This window comes from Paucibacter aquatile (genome assembly GCF_002885975.1).
GTDB classification, from domain to species: Bacteria; Pseudomonadota; Gammaproteobacteria; order Burkholderiales; family Burkholderiaceae_C; genus Paucibacter_A; species Paucibacter_A aquatilis.
In genome coordinates, this window is record NZ_POSP01000003.1 from 2708107 (window position 1) to 2731019 (window position 22913).

A 22913-nucleotide genomic window follows, 5' to 3' on the forward strand; every position below is an offset into this window, starting at 1 on the left:
TTCTTGCACGCGGCGGCCGCTCAGGCCTCGGCCGGCTTCTGCCGCGAGGCCATCCAGCGGCCCAGCGCCAACACCAGCAGCGCACCCGCCACGCCGGCACCGTAGTGCAGAGCCGGCATCACCTGGCTGCTGCCTTCCTTGGCGCCCGGTACGGTCGGCACCCAGCTGCTCAGGGCCGGGTCACCCACGGCCATGGTGCCGGCGATCCAGCCCAGCAGCATGGCGCCCAGGGTGATGACGGCCGGGAAGCGGTCCATCAACTTGATCACCAGTTGGCTGCCCCAGACGATGATGGGGATGGACACCAGCAGGCCAAAGATCACCAGCGGCATCTGGTGGTCGCCGCCGCTGCTTTGCGCCGCACCGGCGATGGCGATCACGTTGTCCAGGCTCATGACGAAGTCCGCGACGATCACCGTCTTGACGGCGGCCCAGAGCTTGTCGCTGGCTTGGATGTTGCCGTGCTCGTCTTCATCTTCCGGCACCAGCAGCTTGATGCCGATCCACAGCAGCAAGGCGGCGCCGACGATCTTCAGGTAGGGCACCTGCAACAAGGTCAGGGCAAAGAAGATCAGCACCACGCGCAGCACGATGGCGCCGGCGGTGCCCCAGATGATGCCCTTGGTGCGCTGCGCATCGGGCAGCTTGCGGCAGGCCAGGGCGATGACCACCGCGTTGTCGCCACCCAGCAGGATGTCGATCATGATGATCTGGCCCACGGCCAACCAGAATTCGGGACTCGTCAAGGTGTCCATACTCGTTTCAACAGTTGCTGCCTGCCGGGAGCGCACGCCTGACATCGGCGTCGCGCCCCACTATAGCGAAGGCATGGTTCAAAGCACGCAGGCATGAAAAAAGGGGCTGCTGCCCCTTTTTGCGTGGCTGCACGGCGGAGCGTGCAGTCTGGTGCCAGGCGAGGCCGGCGCGATGCGTGAAATTACGCATTCGGCACCGGCCGGCCGCCGTGGCCGGCTCTCAGCGAATCAGAGCAGGCCCTTGAGCAGCTTGCCCATTTCCGACGGGTTGCGGGTCACGGTGAAACCGCACTCTTCCATGATGGCGAGCTTGGCATCGGCCGTGTCGGCACCGCCGGCGATCAGTGCGCCTGCGTGGCCCATGCGCTTGCCCGGAGGGGCGGTCACGCCAGCGATGAAACCGACCACCGGCTTCTTCATGTTCAGCTTGCACCAGCGAGCGGCTTCGGCTTCGTCCGGGCCACCGATTTCACCGATCATGATGACGGCGTCGGTGTCCGGATCGTCGTTGAAGGCCTTCATCACGTCGATGTGCTTCAGGCCGTTGATCGGATCGCCACCGATACCGACGGCGCTGGACTGGCCCAGGCCGATTTCGGTCAGCTGTGCCACGGCTTCGTACGTCAGCGTGCCCGAGCGCGAGACCACGCCGATGCGGCCCTTGCGGTGGATGTGACCGGGCATGATGCCGATCTTGATTTCATCGGGCGTGATCAGGCCGGGGCAGTTGGGGCCCAGCAGCAAGGTTTTCTTGCCGCCGGCCGCTTCCTTGGCCTTCATCTTGTTGCGGATTTCCAGCATGTCACGGACGGGGATGCCTTCCGTGATGCAGATGGCCAGGTCCAGGTCGGCTTCGACGGCTTCCCAGATGGCGGCCGCAGCACCGGCGGGCGGCACATAGATCACCGACACGGTGGCGCCGGTTTGCGCAGCCGCTTCCTTGACGGTGGCGTAGATTGGGATGTCCGAAAACTTCTCGCCGGCCTTCTTGGGGTTCACGCCCGCCACGAAGGCGTTCTTGCCGTTGGCATAGGCCTGGCAACCCAGGGTGTGGAACTGACCGGTCTTGCCGGTGATGCCCTGGGTGATGACCTTGGTGTCTTTGTTGATGTAAATCGACATGATTTTTTTCCTTGCGTGGGCTTAGGCAGACTCAGGCAACCGCGGCGACGATCTTGGTCGCGGCTTCGGCCATGGTGTCGGCGGCGATGATGGGCAGGCCGGATTCGGCCAGCATCTTCTTGCCCAGCTCTTCATTGGTGCCCTTCATGCGCACGACCAGCGGCACGGACAGGTTCACGGCCTTGCAGGCAGTGATCACGCCTTCGGCGATGGTGTCGCACTTCATGATGCCGCCGAAGATGTTGACCAGGATGCCCTTCACTTCAGGGTTCTTCAGCATGATCTTGAAGGCTTCGGTGACCTTCTCGGCGGTGGCGCCACCGCCCACGTCCAGGAAGTTGGCCGGCTCGCCGCCGAACAGCTTGATGGTGTCCATGGTCGACATGGCCAGACCGGCGCCGTTCACCAGGCAGCCGATATTGCCGTCCAGGCTGATGTAAGCCAGGTCGAACTTGGAGGCTTCCACCTCGGCCGGATCTTCTTCGTCCAGATCGCGGTAGGCCACGATTTCAGGATGACGGAACAGGGCGTTGGCGTCGAAGTTGAACTTGGCGTCCAGGGCGATCAGATTGCCCTTGGAATCGCAGTTCAGCGGGTTGATTTCCACCAGCGACGCATCGGTGTCCATGTAGCACTTGTAGAGCTTCTGGAACAGGTCGACGGCTTGGTCCACCGAGTGGCCCGTCAGGCCGATGCCACCGGCGATCTTCTTGGCTTGCTCGACCGTCAGGCCGACCAGCGGGTCGATCATCTCGGTCAGGATCTTCTCGGGGGTGGAGTGGGCCACTTCCTCGATGTCCATGCCGCCTTCGCTGGAAGCGATGAAGGCCACCTTCTGCGTGCCGCGGTCGGTGACCAGCGAGACGTAGAGTTCGTTCTTGATGTCAGCGCCTTCTTCGATGTAGAGGCGACGCACCTTTTGGCCTTCCGGGCCGGTTTGGTGCGTGATCAGCTGCATGCCCAGGATCTGCTCGGACAGCGACTTCACGTCATCCAGCGAACGGCCCAGCTTGACGCCGCCGCCCTTGCCACGGCCACCGGCGTGGATCTGCGCCTTGACCACCCAGACCGGGCCGCCCAGCTTTTGAGCGGCTTCAACGGCTTCTTGCACCGTGAAAGCCGGGATGCCGCGCGGCACCGGCACGCCGAACTGGCGCAGGATTTCCTTGCCCTGGTACTCGTGAATCTTCATAGGGGTCTCGCTTGTGAGGAAAGTCAGGAAGTGGAGGCGGGCATCGCGGTGACGGCGGCCAGCGGTGAGGCTGCGTCGGCACTGCGGTACCAGCGAGGGTAATGGGTACGAACGACCTCGCCATCGCGTCGCAGGGCGTGGCAGCGGTCGAGTTGGAAGGGCGGCAGGCCATCGGCACTGCCTTCACGCACATCCAGCACCAGGCCGGCAAAGGCCTGAATGACAGCGGTGGGCAGGATCTGGCAGAGCTCGGTCAGGTGCGTGCAACCCTTGACGCCGGCCAGACGCTCTTTGAGGCCTAGACGGAAGCCCTTCATCAGGTTCAGGCCGACCAAGCGGCCGTAGGCATTGCCATGTTCGTCGCACACGCCGGCGTAAGGCATCCAGGTGGTGGCGGAGCGGGCTGCCAGCACGTTCAGCTCGGCGTCCACCGTCAGCAGGAGCTGCATGGCGTGGATGGGGTCGCCGGCCAAGCGCAGGCCGGTGGCAAGCGGCAGGTCGCGCGTCTTGGTGTCGGTCAACCCAGCCTCGACCTCATACAGGCCATCATCGCGTGCATAGACCTGCACATCGATGGCGCGGCGATGCAGCAAACGGCGCTCGGAGGTGGGGGATGAGAGAGACATGGGTGGCAAAACGGCTTCGCAAACCGGCATCTAACGGCATGAATCCGCCGCCCGCCGGGCATTTGCGCAGGGCGAGAATGTAGCATGTCGCACTGCACCAAGCCTTTCACCAAGCTGTCGTGCAGCCAGTTCGCCCGTCGCCCAAGGTGACAATTCACTCAGGGTTGACCCGGATCAAGGACGCGGGGCTGGCGCGGCGGCCGGTCGAGATCAGCTTTCGTCCTCGTCCGCCGGGCCGCGCAAGATGCGGCGCACCACCTCGCTGCCAAAACCCCGGCTGATCAAGAATCGCGTCTGCTTGGCGCGCATGGCGGCATCCTCAGGCCAACGACCGGCGAACTTGCGCTGCCAGACCTCGCGGGCTCGGGCCAGCTCGCTGTCCTTGAGGCTGGCCCGCTGTTCGGCGCTCATTTGTACGCCGTGCTGTGCCAGCTCCTGCTGGATGCGCTGGCTGCCGAAGCGTCGTGCCCGCGCATGGATGCGCGCATCGACGAAACGCTCCTCATCGAGGTAGCCGCGCTCCTGCAGCCACAGCAGCAGGGCATCCACCTCGGCGGCGATGGCGGCAGCGGGTTCTTCCGAGCCTCCCTCTTCGGGGACCTCACGCGCGCCACCCTCGTCTTGCTCGCGCGCGCTCAAGCGCTCGGGGGACTCTGGCACCAGAGGCTCGAACCAGGCCGGGCCGCCGCACAGACTTTCCTTCACCGAGGCCGCCTGGCGCGCAGCGGCAGCCCGCTGATCGCGGGCGATGCGCAGCAGCTTGCGCCGCAGTTCGCTGCGGCTGTGCTCACGCTGGGCCAGCAGGGCAATGGCCCGGGCCTTCAGAGAGAGGGGCTGGGCAGCTCTCACGAGGAAATTTGAAGTTCAGGGCTCGGCAGCACACCGGGCAGCCAAGCCGCAGGGCTTCAAGCGCCGCCGCGGCCAGGTGCCCCGAGGCCTGGCAAAACGGTTGCAGGCCGGGCTGCCGCAACGGGGCGTCCTTACTCGGCCGCGCCGGTCTGGTTCAGCAGCGCCACACCCAGGGATTCACGGATGCGGTTTTCGATCTCGCGGCTGATGTCGGGGTTCTCGCGCAGGAACTCGCGGGCGTTGTCCTTGCCTTGGCCAATCTTTTCGCCCTGGTAGGCGTACCAGGAGCCCGACTTTTCAACCACCTTGGCAATCACGCCCATGTCGATGATCTCGCCTTCGCGGCTGATGCCTTCGCCGTAAAGAATGTCGAACTCGGCGGTCTTGAACGGAGGCGAGACCTTGTTCTTGACGACCTTGACCTTGGTTTCGCTGCCGATGACGTCATCGCCCTTCTTGATCGAGCCGATGCGGCGGATATCCAGGCGCACCGAGGCGTAGAACTTGAGCGCATTGCCACCGGTGGTGGTTTCGGGGCTGCCGAACATCACGCCGATCTTCATGCGGATCTGGTTGATGAAGATGACCATGCAGTTGGTCTTCTTGATGGTGGCGGTCAGCTTGCGCAGGGCCTGGCTCATCAGGCGGGCTTGCAGACCCGGCAGGGAATCACCCATTTCGCCTTCGAGTTCGGCCTTGGGCGTCAGCGCGGCCACGGAGTCGACCACGATCAGGTCGACCGAGCCGGAGCGCACCAGGGCGTCGACGATTTCCAGGGCCTGTTCGCCGGTGTCGGGCTGGCTGATCAGCAGCTCTTGCAGATTGACGCCCAGCTTTTGCGCGTACTGGATGTCCAGCGCGTGTTCGGCATCGATGAAGGCGCAGGTGCCGGCCAGCTTTTGCATCTCGGCGATGACCTGCAGGGTCAGGGTGGTCTTGCCCGAGGACTCCGGGCCGTAAATCTCGACCACACGGCCGCGCGGCAGGCCACCGACGCCCAGAGCGATGTCCAGGCCCAGGGAGCCGGTGGAGACGACCTGGATATCCTCGATCACCTCGCCTTCACCGAGGCGCATGATGGAGCCCTTGCCGAACTGCTTCTCGATCTGGCTGAGGGCGGCTTGCAGGGCCTTGGCTTTTTCGGTGTTGAGGGCTTTGACGGGGGCATCCATGATTCGTTCTCCTGAAAAGGGCTGGGCGGATTATGTCGCAATCTGTATGTTTGTACAGTAGTTTGACGATTGCACTTTGGCAAGCCGTTTCGGCGCTCGCCGTGTCATGGCTGAATCCTAGGGTGCCACTGGCTCACTGGATGAGCCAGCAATTGATGAAGTCAAAATTCGGATGGCGCTTGATTTCACCGCGCACAAGCAGCTGTGAGCCGCCGAAGCCCTGGCTGGCATCCCTAGAATGCGGGAACTAGCCCCTTGGCCATGAGTGATGGAGACTGACGCATGCGCATCCTGATTGCCGAAGATGACCAAGTCCTGGCCGATGCCTTGCTGCGCTCCTTGCGCGCCTCCGGTTATGCGGTGGATCAGGTCGGCAGCGGCACCGAGGCCGATGCGGCCCTGGCTTCGCATGAGTTCGATCTGGTCATCCTGGATCTGGGCCTGCCGCGCCTGCATGGCCTGGAGGTGCTGCGCAAGCTGCGCGCCCGAGGCTCCTCCATGCCGGTGCTGATCCTGACGGCGGCCGACAGCGTCGAGCAGCGCGTCAAGGGCCTGGACCTGGGCGCCGACGACTACATGGCCAAGCCCTTCTCGCTGCAGGAACTGGAAGCCCGCGTGCGCGCCCTGACCCGGCGCGGCCTGGGCACGGCCTCCTCGGTGATCAAGCATGGCCCGCTGAGCTTCGACGCCACCGGCCGCGTGGCCTACATCAACGACCAGATGATCGAGCTTTCGGCCCGCGAGCTGAGCCTGCTGGAAGTGCTGCTGCAGCGCGCCGGCCGCCTGGTCAGCAAGGACCAACTGGTCGAGCGCCTCTGTGAGTGGGGCGAAGAGGTCAGCAACAACGCGATCGAGGTCTACATCCACCGCCTGCGCAAGAAGATCGAGCAAGGCCCGATCCGCATCGCCACCGTGCGCGGCCTCGGCTACTGCCTGGAAAAGATCCAGCCCGGCGCTTGAAGCCCACGCCCACGCCCGCGCCCAACCGGAGCCTGCCCCACCATGGCGGCTGAAACCGGCCAACGCTCGCTGTTTGGCGAGATCCTCGATTGGATGCTCGCGCCCTTGCTGCTGATCTGGCCGATCAGCGTGGCCCTGACCTGGCTGGTGGCGCAAGGCATCGCCAGCCGGCCCTACGACCGAGAGCTCGGCGAAATGGCCCGCACCCTGGGCCTGCAAGTGGCCTCGGCCGCGCCGCTGCCCGAGGGGCGCAGCGCCCGCTCCCGCTACGCCCTGGCCCCGGAGGCAGCGGCCCTGCTGCGCGCGGACGAAACCGACACCGTCTACTACCAGGTGCTGGGCCTGCGCGGCGAGCTGCTCAACGGCGATGCCAAGCTGCCCGTGCCGCCCGAGGACGATGTCATCGTGCCCTGGGAGCTGCATTTCCGCGATGAAGACATGGGCAGCGAACGCGTGCGCGTGGCCTACCTCTGGGTGTCGCCCGAGGGCATGGCGGGCAGCACCCAAACCATGCTGGTGCAGGTGGCCGAGACGCTGGGCAAACGCTCGCGCCTGACCAACGAAATCATCAAGGGCGTGATCCTGCCGCAGTTCGTGATCCTGCCGCTGGCGGTGCTGCTGGTCTGGCTGGCCCTGGCGCGTGGCATTGCCCCGCTCAACGAGTTGCAGCGCCGCATCCGCTCGCGTGAAAGCTCGGACCTGAGCCCCATCGACGAGCGCCGCATCCCCGACGAGGTGGCGCCTCTGGTGCGCGCCATCAACGACCTGCTGGCGCGCCTGGACCAGTCCATCAGCAGCCAAAAGCATTTCCTGGCCGACGCCGCCCACCAGCTCAAAACACCGCTGGCCGGCCTGCGCACGCAGGCGGAATTCGCCCAACGCGAAATTGACGAAGGCCGCAGCGAGCCTGCTGAACTGAAGCGTTCGCTGCAACAGATTGCCCTGTCCAGCCAGCGCGCGGCGCACATGGTCAACCAGCTGCTGGCCATGGCCCGGGCCGAGGACCAGGAGCATGCGGCCCGGCGTGGTGAGGTCAATCTGGCCGAACTGGCCACCGAAACCGTGCGCGACTTCGTGCCGCGCGCGCTCGACAAGCGCATCGACCTGGGCTACGAGGGCCCCGACCCCGAAGCCAGCAGCCTCACCCTGCACGGCCACGCCCTGCTGATCCGCGAGCTGATCCGCAACCTGGTGGACAACGCCTTGCTCTACACGCCGGCCGGCGGCACGGTCACCGTGCGCATCGTCGAAGACCCCTTCGGCCAGGTCAGCGTGCTGCAGGTGGAAGACTCCGGCCCGGGCATTCCCGAGAGTGAGCGGGACAAGGTCTTCCAGCCCTTCTACCGGGCCCTGGGCACCAATGTCGATGGCTCCGGTCTGGGCCTGGCCATCGTGCGCGAGATCGCCCAGCAGCATGAGGCCGAGCTCAGCCTGGACGACACCCGCCCGCGCCGCCCCGGTCAACAGCCCGAACCCGATGGCCAGGGCCCCGGCGCGCGCTTCACCGTGCGCTTCCATGCGCGGCCGGCTCAGCCCGCCACGGAGTGAGGCGGGCTCAGGAACGGTTGAAGCGCCGCGATTTGGCGATCGACATCAACAGACCCAGGCCAAAGCCCAGGGTCACCATGGCCGTACCGCCGTAGCTGATGAAGGGCAAGGGCACGCCCACCACCGGGAGGATGCCGCTGACCATGCCCATGTTCACGAACACATAGGTGAAGAAGCTCAGCGTGATGGCCCCCGCCATCAGCCGCGAGAACAGCGTGGGTGCGTCCGAGGCAATCATCAGCCCGCGCAGGATCAGGGCCGTGAAGCCGAGCAGCAGCCCCAGGGCACCAAACAGGCCGAACTCCTCGCCGTAGGCGGCGAAGATGAAGTCGGTGGTGCGCTCGGGAATGAACTCCAGATGGGTTTGCGTGCCCTTCATGAAGCCCTTGCCGGTCAGGCCGCCGGAGCCGATGGCGATCTCGCCCTGGATGATGTGGAAGCCCTTGCCCAGCGGATCCTTGGTCGGGTCCAGCAGGGTGCAGACGCGGTTCTTCTGGTACTCGCGCAGCACCGGCCAGGTCACATCGGGCTGGCAGATCGCCTCCTCGCTCACCACCAGGGCCGTGATGCCCGCCCCCGCCAGCACAAAGGCCGGGATGATCAAGCGCCAGGACAGGCCGGCAAAAAAGATCACGTACAAGCCGGCCGAGAGCACCAGGATGGAGGTGCCCAGGTCGGGCTGCTTGGCCACCAGGCCCACAGGAACAGCCAGCAGGATGAAGGCGGCCACAAAGTCCGGCAGGCGCAGCTGCCCTTCGCGTTTCTGGAACCACCAGGCCAGCATCAGCGGCACAGCGATCTTGAGGATCTCCGAGGGCTGGATCTGCGTCACGCCGACATTGAGCCAGCGCGTCGCGCCCTTCTTGGTGATGCCGAACAAGGCCGTGGCCACCAGCAGCGCCACGCCCACGGTGTACAGCGGCACAGCCAGAGCCATCATGCGCTGTGGCGAAACCTGGGCCACCAGAAAAATCAGGGCAATCGCCAGCAAGGTGTTGCGACCATGATCCACAAAACGCGTGCCATGGTCATAACCCGCGGAATACATGCTCACCAGACCCAGCCCCATCAGCCAGGCGATGGACAGCAGTAAGGGCAGATCGAAGCCGGAGAACCAGGGTCGCAGGCGCTGCCACCAGCTGGGACCGTTGAAGGCATTGGCACTCATGGACGAACTCCGGAGGCGCCGGCAGGCAGGGCACGAGGGGCAGAGGCGGGTCTCGAGGTCGATACCGCAGACGATGGCCGCGCCGCGGGCGAGGGGATACGAGGCGCTGACGCAGCCGTGGGTGCCGTCGCCGCCACGCCCGATGCGGCCGATGCAGCAGCAACGACGCCGGATGCTGCAGCCTCCGCCTGCGAGACCTGGCCCGGCAGCGGCACCTGATCGATGCGACGCGGCTGGCCCACGGGCGCCTTCGTTTTGCCCTGCTGGGTCAGGGCAATGTCTTCCTCGCTGGGGTACTGGCCCATCAGCATGAAATCAAACACCCGACGCGCAATTGGCGCGGCCGAGGTGGAGCCAAAGCCGGCGTTCTCGACAATCGCAGCCAGGGCGATGGTGGGCGCCTCCAGCGGCGCAAAGGCGACGTAGAGCGAATGGTCGCGCTTGCGCTCGTCGGCCTTGATGTCCTTGTAGCGCTCGCCCGCCTTCAGGCCCACGGCCTGAGCCGTGCCGGTCTTGCCGCCGCTCTTGTAGCCGGCGCCACGGAACACCTCGGTGGAAGTGCCCTCCACCGTCACGCCGTACATGGCATTGCGGATCACCTCGACCTGCTCGGGTTTGAGTGGCAGCGGCGGCAGGGCATCGCTGGCGATGCGCCGCTGCTCATGGCGTACCACGTCTTCGATCTCACGCACCAGGCGGGGCTTGAAGCGCTGGCCGCCGGTCGACAGCGTGGACACGGCGGTGGCGATCTGCAGCATGGTGAAGTTGTTGTAGCCCTGGCCGATGCCGAGCGAGATGGTCTCGCCGGCAAACCACTTCTGGTTGGCCGGGCTGCGGGCGAAATAGCGACGCTTCCAGGCCTGCGAGGGCAGCACGCCCGAGACTTCGCCCTGCACATCGATCTCGGTCTTGCGGCCGAAGCCGAAGGGCTCCAGCTCGTCGTGGATCAAGTCCACGCCCATCTCATTGGCCAGGCTGTAGAAGTAGACATTGGACGAGCTGACGATGGCCAGGCGCATGTCCTTGGGTCCCGGACGGTCGCTTTCCGGGCTGCCGAAGGTGCGGCCGCCGAAGCTGTAGGTCAGGTTGTCCATGATCACCGTGCTCGCCGAACGCTTGCCGCTGTTGAGCGCGGCCATGGCCATGAAGGGCTTGAAGGTCGAGCCCGGCGGGTAGGTGCCACGCAGGGCACGGTTCAGCAGGGGCTTGTCCAGGTCTTCGTTAAGGTCGCGCCAGCTGTCGGCATCGATGCCGTCAACGAAGAGATTGGGGTCGAAGGTCGGCTTGGAAACAAAGGCCAGCACCTCGCCGTTGCGCGGGTCGATGGCGACCAGGGCGCCGCGGCGGTCCTTGTAGAGCTCCTCGACCAGGGCTTGCAGGCGGATGTCGATGGACAACATCAGCGTGTTGCCCGGCGTTGGCGGCCGGTGGGCCAGGCGGCGCACGGCGCGGCCGCCGGCGCTGGTTTCCACCTGCTCGAAGCCGGTGATGCCGTGCAGTTCGCGCTCGTAGCTCTGCTCCAGGCCCAGCTTGCCGATGTACTCGGTGCCGCGGTAGTTGGCGATGTCCTCTTCTTCCCACTCGTCCATGGCCTTTTTCTCGGCCTGGTTGATGCGGCCGATGTAGCCGATCAGGTGCGAGCCCACCTCGCCCAGCGGGTAGCTGCGGAACAGCCGCGCCTTGATTTCGACGCCGGGAAAGCGGAAGCGCTGCGCGGTGAAGCGCGCCACCTCGGCCTCGCTCAGCTTGGTGCGGATGGGCAGGGATTCGAAGTTCTTGTTCTCGCTCATCAGCCGCTTGAAGCGGCGGCGGTCGCGCGGCTGCACCTCGACCACCTGGGCCAGGGCATCGATGGTGGCCTCCAGATCGGGCACCTTGGAGGGCGTGATCTCCAGGGTGTAGGCCGAGTAATTGCTGGCCAGGACGATGCCGTTGCGGTCCTTGATCAGGCCGCGGTTGGGCACGATGGGCACAACCGTGATGCGGTTGGACTCGGCCCGGTCCGACAGGCTTTCATGCTGGATCACCTGCAGGAACACCAGGCGCGCCAGCAGCAGGCCGAAGCTGAACAGCACAAAGGCCGCCGCGGCCAGCAAGCGCAGGCGGAAGCGGCCCAGCTCCTGCTTGACGTTCTTGAGCACCGTCATCGCGCGGTCTTTTTCTTCTTCGTCTGCGTGTTCATCGACAGCTCGGCAGGCCGCCTCACAGCGGGCGGTGGGCGTCGCGGTCGGGCGCGCGGCGCTGCGGCGCCAGCAGCACCACGCTGGCCAGCGGCCAGAGCAGGGTCTCGAACACCGGCGCCAGCAGCAGCAACCAGCCCGGCCACATGCCGCCCACGGCCAGACGCACCAGCAAGGACACGGCATGCGCCAGCACGAACAGCGGCAGCACCTGCAGGGCCTGCGCGCCCAGGCTGAAGCCGGTCAGGCGGCGGTGCAGGGTGATGGCACCGAAGCTCAGCAGGCTGTAGGCCAGGGCATGCTGGCCCAGCAGGGCGCCATGGTGGATGTCGATCATCAGGCCCAGCACAAAGGCCCAGACCACGCCGACCCGGCGCGGCTGGTGCACGCCCCAGAACACCAGCACCACGGCCAGAAAATCAGGCATGGCCGGGAAGCGGCCGATCGGCACCATATCGGCCAGCAAGGCCAGGAACAGGCTCAGGGCGATGAAAGCTGGGTTGACCGGCAGCAGCAGCTGACCGGCGCCACGCGGCATGATCATGGGGCAGCTCCCGCATCTGATTTTTCGCTCTTGCCATCGGTCTTGCCCTCGGCCTTGGCCTGGGCCGCGGCGGCCTTGCGCTGCGCCTTGAGCTGGGCGGCCGAGGCCGCGTCGGCAGCCTGTGCGGCCGCGGCTTCAGCCATGGCCTTGGCATGCTGCTCCTGCGGCTGCAGCACCAGCACATGGCGCACGCTGTCAGGCTGGGCCACGGGCTGCAAGCGCACGCTGGCAAAACTGGTGTCGCCACGGCGCTCGACCGAGCTCACCTTGGCCACCGGCAGGCCAGAGGGGTAGACCCCGTCCAGGCCCGAGGTGGCCATCAAGTCACCGGGCTTGATGTCGGCATTGGCGGCCAGGAAGCGCAGCTCCATGCCATTGCCATCGCTGCTGCCAAAAGCGGCGTTGCGCGCCTGGGTGCGGGTGTTGAGCACGGGAATGGCCGCGTCCTTGTCGCTCAGCAGGGTCACTTCGGCCGACAGGGTGTAGACCCGGGTGACCTGGCCCAGCACGCCAGCATCGTTGATGACGGGCGAGCCGGCTTGCACGCCATGCTTGCTGCCGCGGTCGATGACCACGCGGCGCGAGTAGGGGTCGGCCGCTTCGTAGAGCACCTCGGCGGAGAGCGAGGCCACTTCCAGCGCCGGGCGCAGCTCCAGCAGCGCACGCAGGCGCTGGTTTTCCGCCTGCAGCTGGGCCGCACGCGCCAGGCGCTCGGCCTGCTGCACCAGCTGCTGGCGCGCCAGCGCCTCGGCCTCCATGGCCCGCTGCGTGCCCAGCCGGTAGGCCTCGAAGCTCTCCCAGGCGTCCACCGGCGTCAGCAGCAGGCGCTGAAACGGATGCAGCAACAAGGCCAAGCCCGCCCGCGCCGGCCCCACCACATGAAAACGCGCATCCGCCACCATCAAGAACACCGCCAGCGCGGCGCACAGCAGCAACCTCGCCTGGGCCGACGCGCCCTGGCGGAAAAATGGTGGCGGGTTGCGATCTGGGGGGCCGAGGGGCATGGCGATGTCGACTCAACTCGCTGCGTTGCGGCTTATCGGACGAGAAACAAAACAGGTGGCAGGCCGTCGCGAGCGGGTGTCAGGCTAGGCGGCCGGAGCGCAGGAACCGGAACGTACTTCTTGTACGTGAGGATTCCGAGCACCGCCCAACAACGCCTGGCGCCCGCGCAGCAGGCCCCCGCCATCACTCGGAGGTGAAGATGGAGCCGAGGCGCTCCATGCGCTCCAAAGCCATCCCGCAACCCCGCACCACGCAAGTCAGCGGATCTTCGGCCACCAGCACCGGCAGGCCGGTTTCCTCGGCCAGCAGGCGATCCAGATCGCGCAACAGCGCGCCGCCGCCGGTCAGCATCATGCCGCGCTCGGCGATGTCGGCGCCCAGCTCGGGCGGGGTCTGTTCCAGCGCGTTCTTCACGGCGGAGACGATCTGGTTCAGCGGGTCGGTCAGGGCTTCCAGGATCTCGTTGGACGAAATCGTGAAGCTGCGCGGCACGCCTTCGGCCAGATTGCGGCCCTTGACTTCCATTTCCTTGACCTCGGAGCCCGGGAAGGCGCTGCCGATGTTCTTCTTGATCGCTTCGGCGGTGGGCTCACCGATCAACATGCCGTAGTTGCGGCGGATGTAGTTGATGATGGCTTCGTCGAACTTGTCGCCGCCGACGCGCACGCTGCCCTTGTAGACCATGCCGCCCAGCGAGATCACGCCCACCTCGGTGGTGCCGCCGCCGATGTCCACGACCATGGAGCCGGAGGCTTCCGACACCGGCAGACCGGCGCCGATCGCGGCCGCCATCGGCTCTTCAATCAGGTAGACCTCGGAAGCACCGGCGCCCAGGGCCGATTCACGGATGGCGCGGCGCTCGACCTGGGTGGATCCGCACGGCACGCAGATGATGATGCGCGGGCTGGGGCGCAGCATCTTGGAGTCGTGCACCATCTTGATGAACTGCTTGAGCATCTGCTCGGTGACGGTGAAGTCGGCGATCACGCCGTCCTTCATCGGGCGGATCGCCTCGATATTGCCCGGCACCTTGCCCAGCATGGCCTTGGCTTCGCGGCCCACAGCCTGGATGGTCTTCTTGCCGTGCGGGCCACCTTCGTGGCGGATCGACACGACCGAGGGTTCATCCAGCACGATGCCCTTGCCGCGCACATAAATCAGCGTGTTGGCGGTGCCCAGGTCGATGGCGAGGTCGGAGGAGAAATAGCGGCGCAGGGAAGCGAACATGATGTGTCTGGAGCGCAAAGTACCGACATCTGAGCCTGTGGGCTGGAGATCGTGGGTGACTCGCGGGTTGGTCGGGAGGTCGGAAAAGAGGGGGTCGGGCTGTTCGGTGTTCGCCATATGCAACGAGGCTGGGTGAGCCCTTGCGGCCACGCAGCCCCGTGACATTGGAGATAAGCGGAGATAATACCCGATCACCCCCTAGTTATCGGCTGGGACGGGCCGTTTGTTGCGCTCTTTACAGCTCGCCACGGCCGATGTTTCCGCCACCTCCGGACCCGGTTTTCCCATGGCCTTGACACCACAAGACGTAAGCCGCATCGCCCATCTGGCGCGCCTGGAGCTGCAGGAGGCCGAAAGCGCCGCCCTGCTGCCCCAGCTGAATGACTTCTTCTCCATCGTCGAGCAGATGAGCGCGGTGGACACCGCCGGCGTCGAGCCGCTGTACACCCCGCTGTCGGCCATCCAGGAGGTGCATCTGCGCCTGCGCGAGGACGCCGTCACCGAAAGCAACCAGCGCGAACTCAACCAGCGCAGCGCCCCGGCCGTGGAAGACGGCCTGTTCCTGGTTCCCAAGGTCATCGAATGAGCATCTCGAACAACACCCCCCTGCACGACCTGGGCGTGGCCGAGCTGGGCCAAGGCCTGCGCGACAAGCGGTTCTCCAGCATCGAGCTGACCCAGCACCTGCTGCAGCGCGTTCAGACCAGCGACAGCCAGCTGGGCGCCTTCCTCCATGTGGACGCCGAGCACGCCCTGGCGCGCGCCCGTGCGGCGGATGCCCGCCTGGCGGCAGGCGAAGGCGCCCAAGCCGGCGGCGCCCTGATCGGCGTGCCCCTGGCGCACAAGGACATCTTCGTCACCGCCGACATGCCGACCACGGCCGGCTCCAAGATCCTGGCCGGCTACCGCAGCCCCTTCGACGCCACCGTGGTGGCGCGCCTGAATGCGGCCGGCACGGTCTCGCTGGGCAAGCTCAACTGCGACGAGTTCGCCATGGGCTCGGCCAATGAGAACTCGGCCTACCAGCCGGTGGCCAACCCCTGGGACGCCAGCCGCGTGCCGGGTGGCTCCTCGGGCGGCTCGGCCGCTGCAGTGGCCGCACGCCTGCTGCCGGCCTCCACAGGCACCGACACCGGCGGCTCGATCCGCCAGCCGGCCAGCTTCACCGGCATCACCGGCATCAAGCCGACCTACGGCATCTGCAGCCGCTACGGCATGATCGCCTTCGCCTCCAGCCTGGACCAGGCGGGCCCCATGGCCCGCTCGGCCGAGGACTGCGCCCTGCTGCTCTCGGCCATGAGCGGCTTTGACGAGCGCGACGCCACCAGCGTGCAGCAAGCCCCGCAGGATTTCCATGCCCAGATGCTGAGTGCCCGCGAAGGAGCCACCGCCGCCCAGCCACTCAAGGGTCTGCGCATCGGCCTGCCGCGCGAGTTCTTCCCCGCGGCCCTGTCGGCCGACGTCAACAGCGCTGTGCGCGCCGGCCTGGCCGAGCTGGAAAAGCTCGGCGCCACCCTGGTGGATGTGAGCCTGCCGCGCACCGAACTGGCGATTCCGGTGTACTACATCATTGCCCCGGCCGAGGCCAGCTCCAACCTGAGCCGCTTTGACGGTGTCAAGTTCGGCCATCGCGCCGCCCAGTTCGACGACCTGCTGGACATGTACAAGAAGACCCGTGCCGAAGGCTTCGGCGCCGAGGTCAAGCGCCGGATCATGATCGGCAGCTACGTGCTGTCTCACGGTTACTACGACGCCTACTATCTGCAGGCGCAAAAGCTGCGCCGCATGATTGCCGACGATTTCCAGCAGGCCTTCCAGCACTGCGACCTGATCGCCGGCCCGGTGGCACCCACCGTGGCCTGGAAGCATGGCGAAGGCAAGGACGACCCGGTCAAGGCCTATCTGGCCGACATCTTCACCCTGCCCGGCTCGCTGGCCGGCCTGCCCGGCATGAGCGTGCCGGTGGGTCTGGGCGAAGGCGGCATGCCCGTCGGCTTGCAGCTGCTGGGCAACTACTTCAAGGAAGGCCAGCTGCTGCACACCGCCCACGCGCTGCAGCAAGCCACCGACTGGCACCGTGCCGCTCCCGCAGGAATCTAAGCACATGGCATCTAGCAGCAGCAAATTGATCCGTGGCTACGAGGTCGTGATCGGCCTGGAAAACCACGTCCAACTGTCCACCGTCTCCAAGATCTTCAGCGGCTCCTCCACCGCCTTCGGCGCCGAGCCCAACACGCAGGCTTCGGCCGTGGACCTGGCCCTGCCGGGCACTCTGCCGGTGCTGAACCGCGGTGCGGTCGAGCGCGCCATCCGCTTCGGCCTGGCCGTGGGCGCCAAGGTGGCGCCGCTGTCCATCTTCGCGCGCAAGAACTATTTCTACCCCGACCTGCCCAAGGGCTACCAGATCAGCCAGTTCGAGATCCCGGTGGTGCAAGGCGGCAAGGTCGAATTCTTCGTCGGCGACGAGAAGAAGGTCGTGCAGTTGACCCGCGCCCACCTCGAGGAAGACGCCGGCAAAAGCCTGCACGAGGACTACCACGGCCAGAGCGGCATCGACCTGAACCGTGCCGGCACGCCCTTGCTGGAAATCGTCTCCGAGCCCGAGATGCGCTCCGCCGCCGAGGCCTGCGAGTACGCCAAGACCCTGCACGCCCTGGTGATGTGGCTGGGCATCTGCGACGGCAATATGCAGGAAGGCTCCTTCCGCTGCGACGTCAACGTCTCGGTGCGCAAGCCCGGCGAGCCCTTCGGCACCCGCCGCGAGATCAAGAACCTCAACAGCTTCCGCTACCTGCTGCAGGCCGTGGACTACGAGGTCAACTGGCAGATCGACGAGATCGAGGACGGCCGCAAGATCCAGCAAGCCACCGTGCTCTTCAACCCCGACACGGGCGAGACGCGCGCCATGCGCAGCAAGGAAGACTCGGCCGACTACCGCTACTTCCCCGACCCCGATCTGCCGCCCCTGGTGATCGGCGCCGACTGGATCGAGCGGGTCAAGCAAGAGATGCCCGAGCTGCCCTCTCAAATGGCGAAGCGGTTCGAGGAGCAAGATGGGCTGTCACCGTACGACGCCGCATTGATTACTGAAAGTCTTGCGAAAGCTCGTTACTTCGAGACTGCTCGCGACGCTTGCGGGCACCCGAAGCTGGTGGTGAACTGGATGAACGGCGAAATCGCTCGACTTTTGAACGCCAAGGGTCAGACATTTGAAGACGTTCACGTGCAACCACGCGTTTTGGGACGTCTGATCGAGCGCATTAGCTCTGGAGTGATCAGCAACAGCGGCGCAAAGGACGTCTTCAAGGCCATTTGCGAAGACTCGCGAGATCTCCCCGAAGTCGTTGACGAGGTCATCAAGGCACTGGGCGTCGAACAAGTCAGCGACACCGGCGCCATCGAAGCCATCCTCGACGAGGTGCTGGCCGCCAACCCCAAATCGGTGGAAGAGTTCCGCGCCGGCAAGGACAAGGCCTTCAACGCCCTGGTCGGCCAGGCCATGAAGGCCACCAAGGGCAAGGCCAACCCCAGCCTGGTGAACGAGCTGCTGAAGAAGAAGCTGGCCGGCTGAGGGCCAGCAGGCGGTTTCTCCCAGAAAAAACGGCGCCTCGGCGCCGTTTTGTTTGGTCTTGCCCGCCGATCAGCGTGAGCCCGAGGCCGCCGCTTCCGGCGTGCTCATCGCGCCCAGGCTGCCGGGCGCGGCACCGCCCCAGAGGCGCTTGAGGCGGGCCAGTTCTTCGTCGTAGCGGGCGTTGATGCGCACCATCTCGGCGCGCGAATTGCCGATCAACTGCTGCTGGGCGGTGCTGGCGGCCTCGTTGCGATCCAGCTGCAGCTTGAGCTTGGGCGGCAGGGGCTTGCCTTTGTAAAACTCGGTCTCATCGAGCAAGGGCTTGCGCTCCAGCGCCAGCTCCTTGATGCGGCGCTCGGAGAGCTCGATGCCCTTCTTGACATCGTCGAGCGCGGCTGCGCGCGCCTGCTGATGAACTTGCGCGTTCGGAAAGCGCAGCACCAGATTGCGGTCGCGGCGGATCGCATCGTTCTTGGCGGCTTGTTCGGCAGCGAGGCGGCGCTCCTTGGCTTCCTGGGCAGCGCGCTCCTCGGGCGAAAGAAAGGGTGGCAGGACCGCGCGCTGGGAACCATCGGCATTGAGGATGCGCTGCTCGCGCGAGGTGCATTCGGCGATCGGCCGGTCCGAGGTCAGGCGCCGCCCGTCGGGCAGGGTGCAGCTGTAGATGCCGCTGGGTCCGGGCGAGGGGGGCTGGGCAATGGCCTGGGCCGTGGCCACACAGCCCAGCGCCAGCACGACTGCGGAGCAGGCGGACCACTTCATGCGCTGAAACGTGCGACTGGCGACCATGGCTGAAGCAGCGCTCATCAGACTCCGTAGCGATCCCGATAGGCCTGGACAGCGCCCGCGTAAGCGGTGACACCGCTGTCGCTGGTGGTGCGCAAGTATTCCAGCAAGTCGGCCAGGCCGGCAATCGCAATCACCGGCAGTTGCAATTCTTCGCTGACGTACTGCACGGCGGATTTGGGGCTCTCGACGCCGTTCTCGACCGCCTTCTCTTGGCGATCCAGGGCGATGGTGACACCGCAGGGCGTGGCACCCGCAGCGGCGATCATGGCGATGGACTCGCGCACCGAAGTGCCGGCGGAAATGACATCGTCAATGATCAAGACCCGACCCCGCACCGGCGCGCCGACCAGGGTGCCACCTTCGCCGTGGTCCTTGGCTTCCTTGCGGTTGTAGGCGTAGGGCTTGTTGTGGCCCAGACGCGCCAACTCCACCGACAGGGCCGCGGCCAGGGTGATGCCCTTGTAGGCGGGGCCGAAGATCATGTCGAACTGCAGGCCCGAGGCGATCAGGCGCTGGGCATAGAACTGCACCAGACGGCCCAGCTTGGCGCCATCGTCGAACAGACCGGCGTTGAAAAAGTAAGGGCTCAGGCGCCCGGCTTTCGTTTTGAATTCACCGAAGCGCAGCACGCCGGACTCGACCGCGAAGGCAACAAATTCCTGGGCCAGCAGGTCGGGCGTGGCGGGGGCGGCGGGAGAGGTCGAGGCGTTCATGGAGGCTTCATGCAAGGGTGTGCAACACATTGTAGAGGCGCAAAAAAGCCCGTCCCCCCTAAGAGGGACGGGCTGCCGACTGTGCGAATTCCCGGCGTCATGCACCGGAAATCAGCTTCAGAACAGGGCCTTGAACTGCAGGCCGTAGGTGCGCGGGTCGTTGATGAAACCGGTCAGGTTGTTGAAGGCGATCGCGCCGTTGACCACCACCTTGTTGGTGATGTTGCGACCGAACGCAGCCACCTCGTACTTGCCGTTGTTCCAGATGTAGCCGACGCGCACGCCACCTTCCAGCAGGGACTTGCCGGTGAACTCCACCGAGGGCAGCAGGAAGAAGTTGATCTTCGAGCGGTAGGCCCAGTCGGTGTAGACAAACACCTCGCTGCCGTCGGCCAGGGGAACGCCGTAGCGGGCGGTCATGTTGGCAATCCACTTGGGGGCATTGGGCAGGGGATTGCCATAGAGGCTGTAGCGGCCCTGGCCATCGGGCGTGCCGATGGGGATGGCGCCGCTGCCAGGGCGCAGGTCGGAAAGGCTGGCGTCCTTGATCTTGGTGTCGTTGTAGCTGGCACCCAGGGTCAGCATCAGGTTCTCGGTGGGCAGAAGATCGAGGTTGATCTCGAAGCCCTGGCCGGTGGCCTTGCTGGCATTGAGCAGGGTGTTGGTGTTGCTGGTCGAGCCCACCGCCGTCAGCTGCTGGTCCTTGACCTTGTAGGAAAAGACATTGGCCGACAGACGGGCGCGGCGCTGCCAGAAGTCGCTCTTGATGCCCAGTTCGAAGGACGTGACGTTCTCCGGGCGTGCCTTGCTCTGCGCACCGAAACCGTCGGCCGGGTAGATCGAGGCCGCGCGGAAGCCGGTGGCCACGCGGGCATAAAGGTTGGTGTCGCGGCTGAGGCTGTAGGTACCGGAAACGTCCCAGTTGACCTTGTTGTCGTCGGTCTCGGCGCTGGTGCCCGCGGTGTCGATGACCTTGCCGGTGGTGGCCAGGGTCTTCTTGTCGTTGGTGTAGCGAAGGCCGGCGCGCAGTTTCAGCTCGGGCGTGACTTCGTAGTTGACCGAACCGAACAAGGCCCAGGCTTTGTTGGTCTGGCGCGTGCTGACCAAAGGCGGCACGGCCACCGTGTAGTCGTACGACTCCATGGTGTAGCGCTCATCGAAGAAGTAGGCGCCACCCTGCCAGCGCAGCGGGCCGGCGGCGTTCGACTCCAGGCGCAATTCCTGGGTCAGCTGGCGGTGGTCACGCAGCGCGTCCGAGGTTTCGACCGGGAAGAACACTTCGCCTTCCTTGTCGTAAGGCGGCAGCTTGAAGTTGCTGGGGATGACCCGCAAGATGTAACCGCCGTCCACGTCGGCGCGGCTGAAGGGCTGCACCGTCTCGATGGCCGTGATCGAGTGCAGGGTCAGGTCGCCCATCACCCACTTGAGCTTGGCGCTGCCGCCGGTGGCGTGCAGGCGCTGCTCGTTCTTGCCATCGATGTACATCTTGGCCGGGTCGAAGCCGGCGACCAGCTCGTTGCTGCCCGGCTTGATGATGCTGGAGCGGAACATGCGTGGCGAGCCGTCCAGCTCGCGGTTGTGCACATTGAACAGGGCGCTGAAGGTCTTGCTCGGCTCGTACAGGGCCTGGATGCGCACGGCGCGGTCGTCATAGCCTTCGGTGGCCGGGGTCTGGGCATTGGGCACCTGGTTCTTGACCCAGTCGTCACGGTGCTGCACCTGGGCCGAGATGCGTGCGGCCCACTCGCCGCTCAGCGGCAGGTTGAAAGCACCTTCGAGGTTGCTGGTGCCGTAGGTGCCGTAGGAGAAGCTGGCATAGCCTTCCTGCTTCTTGCCCGGCTTGACCGAATCGAACTTGACCACGCCGGCCGGCGTGTTGCGGCCGAACAGCGTGCCTTGCGGGCCGGCGATCACTTCCACGTTCTTGACGTCGAAGACCGGGAAGCCCTTCAAGATGGGGTTCTCCTGCACCACGTCGTCATAAATCAGCGAGACGGGCTGCGAGGCATTGAGGCGGAAATCGGTGTTGCCGTAGCCGCGGATGTAGAAGCGGGGGAAGGCGCGGCCGAAGGACGACTCGATGTTCAGGCTGGGCACGCGGCCGGACAGAAAGCGCACGTCCTGGCCGCTGGAGTTCAGCACATCGAGCTTCTCGCCGCTGATGGCGGAGACGGCATTGGGCACGTCCTTGATGTTCTCGGTGCGGCGCTCGGCGGTGATGACCACCGTCTCCAGCTTGCTCTTGTCGGACTTGGCCGCGCCTGCGTCCTCTGAGGTCTGCGCCAGCGCAGAGCTCAGGGGCCAGGCGGCCAGCACCAGGCCGAGCGCCAAGGTCAAACGAGAGGGAGACTGAACCGGGAACTGCGCTTTCATGCGGGGAACTCCAAAAAACCCAAAAGGGCGACTGAGATGAATCTGCGAGAAGCAAGGCTCAAAGCCTGCGCCGAGGCCGCTTCTCGAAACGTTGGAATCTAGCAAGTCGCGTGCCGGAAATCGGCGAACCCGGCTGAACTTGCTGCGCTTGTTGCCAAAATCATGCAGACCAATTGAGATACCAATACGTCTCGCAGTCGCTCGGGACGACCCAGGCTGCTGACAAAGCTCGCCCCGCCATTTGCGATACTGCGCCGCGCTCTGCGCAGCCTTCACATCCTGTTCGCCGCCTTCTTGAGAGACCCCGCCCATGCGCTTCATCACCGCCAATCTGAACGGCATCCGCTCTGCCGCCACCAAGGGCTTTTTCGACTGGCTGCCAGCGCAGAACGCCGACGCCCTCGGCGTGCAGGAAGTGAAGGCACAGGACGAGCATGTGGCCGGCACCTACTGCAGCTCCGGTGAGCTGCAAGGCCATTTCCATTACGCCGAGAAAAAGGGTTACTCCGGCGTGGGCCTCTACACCCGCGAAACACCCAGCGAGGTCTTGATCGGCTTCGGCAACCCCGAGTTCGACGCCGAAGGCCGCTACATCGAAAAGCGCTTCGACAAGCCCGGCCGCAAGCTCAGCCTGATCAGCTGCTACTTCCCCAGCGGCAGCAGCGGCCCCGAGCGCCAGGAAGCCAAGTACCGTTTCCTCGACGCCATGTTCCCGCACCTGATGGCACTCAAGTCCCAGCGCGAGTTCATCCTGGTGGCCGACGTCAACATCGCCCACAAGGAAGCCGACCTGAAGAACTGGAAGGGCAACCTCAAGAACAGCGGTTTCCTGCCCGAGGAACGCGCCTGGCTGGACCAGCTCTTCGGCAGCGGCAAGGACCAGGGCGGCCTGGTCGACGTCTACCGCCAGCTGCACCCCGACACCACCGACGCTTGCTACACCTGGTGGAGCAACCGCGGCCAGGCCTATGCCAAGAACGTGGGCTGGCGCCTGGACTACCACTTCGCGACGCCGAAGCTGGCCGCCCTGGCCCAGCGCGCCGCCATCTACAAAGACCAGAAGTTCAGCGACCATGCACCGCTGACGGTGGATTACGACTTCAGCCTCTGACCCTCGCA

At 65.6% G+C, this 22913-nt stretch carries 20 protein-coding genes and 1 pseudogene; 6 read left to right on the top strand and 15 right to left on the bottom strand.

The genetic code is table 11. The features are described 5' to 3' along the window. Positions 1-20 precede the first annotated feature (20 nt). The 7 genes and pseudogenes from C1O66_RS14790 to recA form a co-directional block, all read right to left on the bottom strand. The gene (locus tag C1O66_RS14790; RefSeq protein ID WP_102768585.1) at positions 21-755 is read right to left on the bottom strand and encodes a TerC family protein; all 735 of its coding nucleotides are present in this window, start codon (positions 753-755) and stop codon (positions 21-23) included. Positions 756-983: 228 nt separating this feature from the next. Then, the gene (gene sucD / locus C1O66_RS14795) at positions 984-1877 is read right to left on the bottom strand and encodes a succinate--CoA ligase subunit alpha (protein ID WP_102768586.1); all 894 of its coding nucleotides are present in this window, start codon (positions 1875-1877) and stop codon (positions 984-986) included. Positions 1878-1908: 31 nt separating this feature from the next. Next, positions 1909-3069 (bottom strand): ADP-forming succinate--CoA ligase subunit beta, encoded by a 1161-nt coding sequence (gene sucC / locus C1O66_RS14800; RefSeq protein WP_102768587.1) that lies wholly within the window; start codon positions 3067-3069, stop codon positions 1909-1911. A gap of 23 nt (positions 3070-3092) precedes the next feature. Next, positions 3093-3695, bottom strand: a complete 603-nt coding sequence (locus tag C1O66_RS14805) for a DUF2889 domain-containing protein (RefSeq protein WP_102768588.1) — start codon at positions 3693-3695, stop codon at positions 3093-3095. Between the two features lie 210 nt (positions 3696-3905). After that, positions 3906-4400 carry a regulatory protein RecX gene (locus tag C1O66_RS24425; protein WP_394341042.1) on the bottom strand — a complete coding sequence of 165 codons (495 nt, stop codon included), beginning with the start codon at positions 4398-4400 and terminating at the stop codon, positions 3906-3908. A gap of 48 nt (positions 4401-4448) precedes the next feature. After that, positions 4449-4544, bottom strand: a pseudogene (locus tag C1O66_RS24735) (recombination regulator RecX); the annotation flags it as partial. A gap of 131 nt (positions 4545-4675) precedes the next feature. Then, on the bottom strand, positions 4676-5716 hold the full coding sequence (gene recA / locus C1O66_RS14815; protein ID WP_102768589.1) for a recombinase RecA: 1041 nt from the start codon (positions 5714-5716) through the stop codon (positions 4676-4678). A 282-nt stretch (positions 5717-5998) separates the two neighbouring features. Here recA and C1O66_RS14820 point away from each other — a divergent pair, with 282 nt between their 5' ends. Then, positions 5999-6676, top strand: a complete 678-nt coding sequence (locus C1O66_RS14820) for a response regulator transcription factor (protein WP_102768590.1) — start codon at positions 5999-6001, stop codon at positions 6674-6676. Between the two features lie 42 nt (positions 6677-6718). Next, positions 6719-8224: a sensor histidine kinase gene (locus C1O66_RS14825; RefSeq protein WP_102768591.1), complete on the top strand. Its 1506-nt coding sequence runs from the start codon at positions 6719-6721 to the stop codon at positions 8222-8224. A 7-nt stretch (positions 8225-8231) separates the two neighbouring features. Here C1O66_RS14825 and rodA read toward each other — a convergent pair whose 3' ends face one another. From rodA to C1O66_RS14850, 5 genes are all read right to left on the bottom strand, one after another. Then, entirely contained in the window at positions 8232-9392 is a 1161-nt protein-coding gene (rodA, locus tag C1O66_RS14830; RefSeq protein WP_102768592.1) for a rod shape-determining protein RodA, read from the bottom strand. Beyond that, on the bottom strand, positions 9389-11539 hold the full coding sequence (mrdA, locus tag C1O66_RS14835) for a penicillin-binding protein 2 (protein WP_102768593.1): 2151 nt from the start codon (positions 11537-11539) through the stop codon (positions 9389-9391). The genes rodA and mrdA overlap by 4 nt, the downstream gene beginning before the upstream one ends. A 55-nt stretch (positions 11540-11594) precedes the next feature. Continuing rightward, on the bottom strand, positions 11595-12116 hold the full coding sequence (mreD, locus tag C1O66_RS14840; RefSeq protein WP_102768594.1) for a rod shape-determining protein MreD: 522 nt from the start codon (positions 12114-12116) through the stop codon (positions 11595-11597). After that, a complete protein-coding gene (gene mreC / locus C1O66_RS14845) occupies positions 12113-13120 on the bottom strand; it encodes a rod shape-determining protein MreC (RefSeq protein WP_102768595.1) in 1008 nt (335 codons plus the stop codon). The genes mreD and mreC overlap by 4 nt, the downstream gene beginning before the upstream one ends. Positions 13121-13304: 184 nt before the next feature. Further along, positions 13305-14348, bottom strand: a complete 1044-nt coding sequence (locus tag C1O66_RS14850; protein ID WP_102768596.1) for a rod shape-determining protein — start codon at positions 14346-14348, stop codon at positions 13305-13307. A gap of 286 nt (positions 14349-14634) precedes the next feature. Between C1O66_RS14850 and gatC the strand changes: the two genes are divergently transcribed. The 3 genes from gatC to gatB are packed head-to-tail and all read left to right on the top strand — an operon-like array spanning position 14635 to position 17919. Beyond that, a complete protein-coding gene (gene gatC, locus C1O66_RS14855) occupies positions 14635-14934 on the top strand; it encodes an Asp-tRNA(Asn)/Glu-tRNA(Gln) amidotransferase subunit GatC (protein WP_102768597.1) in 300 nt (99 codons plus the stop codon). Next, the gene (gatA, locus tag C1O66_RS14860; protein ID WP_102768598.1) at positions 14931-16448 is read left to right on the top strand and encodes an Asp-tRNA(Asn)/Glu-tRNA(Gln) amidotransferase subunit GatA; all 1518 of its coding nucleotides are present in this window, start codon (positions 14931-14933) and stop codon (positions 16446-16448) included. Before gatC ends, gatA begins: the two co-directional genes overlap by 4 nt. Before the next feature lie 4 nt (positions 16449-16452). Further along, positions 16453-17919, top strand: coding sequence for an Asp-tRNA(Asn)/Glu-tRNA(Gln) amidotransferase subunit GatB (gene gatB, locus C1O66_RS14865; RefSeq protein ID WP_102768599.1), 1467 nt, complete (start codon positions 16453-16455; stop codon positions 17917-17919). A gap of 69 nt (positions 17920-17988) precedes the next feature. On the opposite strand, the gene C1O66_RS14870 is transcribed toward gatB, so the two are convergent. The 3 genes from C1O66_RS14870 to C1O66_RS14880 form a co-directional block, all read right to left on the bottom strand. Next, entirely contained in the window at positions 17989-18726 is a 738-nt protein-coding gene (locus tag C1O66_RS14870; RefSeq protein ID WP_243392807.1) for a hypothetical protein, read from the bottom strand. Beyond that, positions 18726-19421, bottom strand: coding sequence for an orotate phosphoribosyltransferase (gene pyrE, locus C1O66_RS14875; protein WP_102769664.1), 696 nt, complete (start codon positions 19419-19421; stop codon positions 18726-18728). Before pyrE ends, C1O66_RS14870 begins: the two co-directional genes overlap by 1 nt. 117 nt (positions 19422-19538) lie before the next feature. After that, on the bottom strand, positions 19539-21794 hold the full coding sequence (locus C1O66_RS14880; RefSeq protein WP_102768600.1) for a TonB-dependent receptor: 2256 nt from the start codon (positions 21792-21794) through the stop codon (positions 19539-19541). A 310-nt stretch (positions 21795-22104) separates the two neighbouring features. Between C1O66_RS14880 and C1O66_RS14885 the strand changes: the two genes are divergently transcribed. Then, positions 22105-22905, top strand: coding sequence for an exodeoxyribonuclease III (locus C1O66_RS14885; protein ID WP_102768601.1), 801 nt, complete (start codon positions 22105-22107; stop codon positions 22903-22905). Positions 22906-22913 lie beyond the last annotated feature (8 nt).

What these genes read in the sequence shown, in the direction of transcription:
- C1O66_RS14790 (WP_102768585.1), bottom strand. Translation starts at nt 755, where the DNA reads ATGGACACCTTGACGAGTCCCGAATTCTGGTTGGCCGTGGGCCAGATC.
- sucD (WP_102768586.1), bottom strand. Translation starts at nt 1,877, where the DNA reads ATGTCGATTTACATCAACAAAGACACCAAGGTCATCACCCAGGGCATC.
- sucC (WP_102768587.1), bottom strand. Translation starts at nt 3,069, where the DNA reads ATGAAGATTCACGAGTACCAGGGCAAGGAAATCCTGCGCCAGTTCGGC.
- C1O66_RS14805 (WP_102768588.1), bottom strand. Translation starts at nt 3,695, where the DNA reads ATGTCTCTCTCATCCCCCACCTCCGAGCGCCGTTTGCTGCATCGCCGC.
- recA (WP_102768589.1), bottom strand. Translation starts at nt 5,716, where the DNA reads ATGGATGCCCCCGTCAAAGCCCTCAACACCGAAAAAGCCAAGGCCCTG.
- C1O66_RS14820 (WP_102768590.1), top strand. Translation starts at nt 5,999, where the DNA reads ATGCGCATCCTGATTGCCGAAGATGACCAAGTCCTGGCCGATGCCTTG.
- C1O66_RS14825 (WP_102768591.1), top strand. Translation starts at nt 6,719, where the DNA reads ATGGCGGCTGAAACCGGCCAACGCTCGCTGTTTGGCGAGATCCTCGAT.
- rodA (WP_102768592.1), bottom strand. Translation starts at nt 9,392, where the DNA reads ATGAGTGCCAATGCCTTCAACGGTCCCAGCTGGTGGCAGCGCCTGCGA.
- mrdA (WP_102768593.1), bottom strand. Translation starts at nt 11,539, where the DNA reads ATGACGGTGCTCAAGAACGTCAAGCAGGAGCTGGGCCGCTTCCGCCTG.
- mreD (WP_102768594.1), bottom strand. Translation starts at nt 12,116, where the DNA reads ATGATCATGCCGCGTGGCGCCGGTCAGCTGCTGCTGCCGGTCAACCCA.
- mreC (WP_102768595.1), bottom strand. Translation starts at nt 13,120, where the DNA reads ATGCCCCTCGGCCCCCCAGATCGCAACCCGCCACCATTTTTCCGCCAG.
- C1O66_RS14850 (WP_102768596.1), bottom strand. Translation starts at nt 14,348, where the DNA reads ATGTTCGCTTCCCTGCGCCGCTATTTCTCCTCCGACCTCGCCATCGAC.
- gatC (WP_102768597.1), top strand. Translation starts at nt 14,635, where the DNA reads ATGGCCTTGACACCACAAGACGTAAGCCGCATCGCCCATCTGGCGCGC.
- gatA (WP_102768598.1), top strand. Translation starts at nt 14,931, where the DNA reads ATGAGCATCTCGAACAACACCCCCCTGCACGACCTGGGCGTGGCCGAG.
- gatB (WP_102768599.1), top strand. Translation starts at nt 16,453, where the DNA reads ATGGCATCTAGCAGCAGCAAATTGATCCGTGGCTACGAGGTCGTGATC.
- C1O66_RS14870 (WP_243392807.1), bottom strand. Translation starts at nt 18,726, where the DNA reads ATGAGCGCTGCTTCAGCCATGGTCGCCAGTCGCACGTTTCAGCGCATG.
- pyrE (WP_102769664.1), bottom strand. Translation starts at nt 19,421, where the DNA reads ATGAACGCCTCGACCTCTCCCGCCGCCCCCGCCACGCCCGACCTGCTG.
- C1O66_RS14880 (WP_102768600.1), bottom strand. Translation starts at nt 21,794, where the DNA reads ATGAAAGCGCAGTTCCCGGTTCAGTCTCCCTCTCGTTTGACCTTGGCG.
- C1O66_RS14885 (WP_102768601.1), top strand. Translation starts at nt 22,105, where the DNA reads ATGCGCTTCATCACCGCCAATCTGAACGGCATCCGCTCTGCCGCCACC.